Annotated in this window: 2 protein-coding genes; one reads left to right on the top strand and one right to left on the bottom strand. The window is 47.3% G+C overall.

The features are described 5' to 3' along the window. Nucleotides 1–471: 471 nt before the first annotated feature. Nucleotides 472–2,496, top strand: coding sequence for a hypothetical protein (locus JCM15124_RS14450; protein WP_156930723.1), 2,025 nt, complete (start codon nt 472–474; stop codon nt 2,494–2,496). Here JCM15124_RS14450 and JCM15124_RS16080 read toward each other — a convergent pair. Further along, the gene (locus JCM15124_RS16080) at nt 2,467–2,643 is read right to left on the bottom strand and encodes a hypothetical protein (protein WP_156930722.1); all 177 of its coding nucleotides are present in this window, start codon (nt 2,641–2,643) and stop codon (nt 2,467–2,469) included. The genes JCM15124_RS14450 and JCM15124_RS16080 overlap by 30 nt on opposite strands. Nucleotides 2,644–2,771 lie beyond the last annotated feature (128 nt).

Genomic DNA, 2,771 nt, shown 5'->3' with positions numbered 1-2,771 from the left:
GTATATAATAAACAGCATCAATTGTCTGTATGTTAGGAACACAATAAATCGTTCCCTCGTATTTTCGGCAGCTTGTCTAGCAATGTCGTGAATGTGAGACTGCAACGTAGAAACGTGATAAACACGCCTCAACATAGCAGCCATTGTCAGAAAAAGAAAAACATTGAGGAATATTTGAGCGTGTGGAATAAAAGCATTATCTTTGCATAAAATAAGCTGCACTCGGGCATTCGAGAATAAATTCTCATGCCACTCGTTGGCGTTATCTTTGCATAAGATAAGCTGCACTCGGACATTTGAGAATAAATTCTCATGCCACTCGTTGGCATTATCTTTGCATTCACAATAAAGAAGAACAACAAAAACCTTATAATATATAAAGTAAAAACTTATTCTAACTTCTCAAACGCCCACGCCTCCGACACGGCGTTGCTCTAAAAGGGCTTCAACAGGGAGGCACAACTAAAAGCAATGATAACCAATCTTTTAAGAAACAGCTATGCGACAATGGCTGTTCTGTTCATCACACTGTTTGCATTGCCGCGAAATGCGCAGGCACAAACCGAGTACGACCTCGCTATTGCCGGCAAGACTGTAACTTCCGAGAACTGTAACGACCTCTCTGTGATTACCGGAGTAAGCGGAACAGTGAGTTACAACCCCAAAAACAAAACCCTTACGCTGCAAGATGCTACGATAGATGGGGAAATGATGTATGCCATTTCTTCTGACATCTATGGTCTGAAAATCAATGTTGTGGGCACTAACAGCATCAACGCAAAGGTCTATGGCATTATTTTCTCAAGACCAACTACCATTATGGGCGAGGGAACGCTCAACGTGGCAGGCACTACCGATAGCGGTATCTGTGCAAGTGGCACCGACCTCACCATCGACGGCTGCACCGTGAACGCCAAAGGAGTAAATTCCGGCATTAAAGGATATGACGGTAACCACGGCGAAAACCTCGTTATAAAGAATGCTACGATAACCGCAGAGGGCAAGAACGAAGCTTCTATCGGCAACATTGCTGCATTTACGATGGAGGGTTGCAGCATCACCGAACCTGCAGGAGCTGCCTTCGACGAATCGCTGCACGGCGTTGCACAGGGCGGAAAGTTGATAAGTGGGAAAGTAGTCATCGCACCATCGGCTGCCCCTGTAACCGAATACGACCTCATGATTGCCGGTACAAACGCGAACGAGAAGAACTGCGGCGATCTCTCTGTTATCGATGGGGTAAGCGGAACCGTGAAGTACGACCCTGAAAGCAAGACGCTCACACTTGAAAATGCCGCAATCGACGCAGGAGAAGCGAATGCAATATTATCGGAAATCGACGGCTTGACCATTAAAGTGTTAGGCACCAATAACATAAAGGCAGACATAACTACCATTAATTTCTTAAAGCCGACAACCTTAACGGGTGGCGGTACGCTCAATGTAGAGAGCACCTACGACTGTGCTGTGTACGTCTATAGCACTTCTCTCACCATCGACGGCTGTACAGTAAATGCAAAAGGTGTAGACTACGGCATCGCCGGAAGTGGCGAAGGGCAGGGCGACAAGTTCATTGTCAAGAATGCTACGGTAACGGCTGAAGGCACAAAGAAAGCCTCTATCTGCGACTTTGCCTCCTTCACCATAGAGGGTTGTGCCATCACCGAGCCTGTAGGAGCTGCCTTCGACAAGTCGTTGAAGGGCGTTGCACTGAAGGGCGTGTTGGTGAAGAGCAAGGTAATTATCGCTCCGGTAACGCTCTACATATTGGCAATAGCGGGCACACAGGTCAGCACTGCCAACTGTGGCGACCTCTCAGTCATCGACGGCGTAGAGGGTAAGGCAAACTATGACGATGCCACAAAGACACTTACGCTCGATAATGCACGCATCACCATTTCCAAAGAAAACCACTACGGCATTGGCAGTGGCATCGACGGGCTTACCATCAAGCTCATCGGTACCAATACGATAACCTCTGAAAAGGGTCCGGGCATGTACAATCGTAACGACTGCGCCCTTGTTTTCGCAGGCAACGGTACGCTTACGGTGAACGGTTCAACCACCTCAAGCAAGGCTATTAACTGCAAAGGAATCTCCAATCGTGGCACTGTTACCGTGAAAGACTGTACGCTTGAGGTAAGCGGAGGTGTAGACGGACTGGCTGCAGGCTACTGGAAATTCGACAATTGCAATATGCGTGTGAAGGGCAACGGTAGCAAAACCGACCTTTATAACGGCAGTTTCGGCTATATGTGGGGCAAGAAACCCGAGTTTGTCGGTTGTCAAATCACCGCTCCACAAGGCACTTACTGGAAAGATTTCGTTATTGATGGCAACACCTACTATTCTCTTTTCGGTGCCGATAACAAGGTTGTAACCGACTGGGTAACCATCACCAACAATGCCACCGGCATCGGTACACCGGTTGCCAACGCTGCTACCGTCAAGCAAGGCATCTATACCTTAGTGGCGTCCGCCTATCGGGTGAGCTGAACAAGCTGCCAAAAGGCGTGTATATCGTAGACGGAAAGAAGGTAGTAAAGCAGTAAAAACAGTTTTGTAGGGGCGTGATAGTTTCACGCTCCTACGTTTTTTACTGATTTGTTGGTAGTGCTTGAAAGGTGGTTTTGCTGCCATCATATCCCTACGATGAAGAAACGGATAGTGTATGAAAACGGTTCAGCAGCGTCCTGCTAAAAGAACAGTTTCGCCTTTTCGTACTTGTGAGAAATGCAGAAAACACCTCTTGCTTTGTAAAGATAATTCTC

The sequence above is a fragment of the Prevotella falsenii DSM 22864 = JCM 15124 genome (genome assembly GCF_000613945.1).
In the GTDB taxonomy this organism is placed as follows: domain Bacteria; phylum Bacteroidota; class Bacteroidia; order Bacteroidales; family Bacteroidaceae; genus Prevotella; species Prevotella falsenii.
The sequence above is the reverse complement of the archived record's forward strand: the minus strand, read 5'-3'. Positions and strand labels throughout refer to the sequence as shown.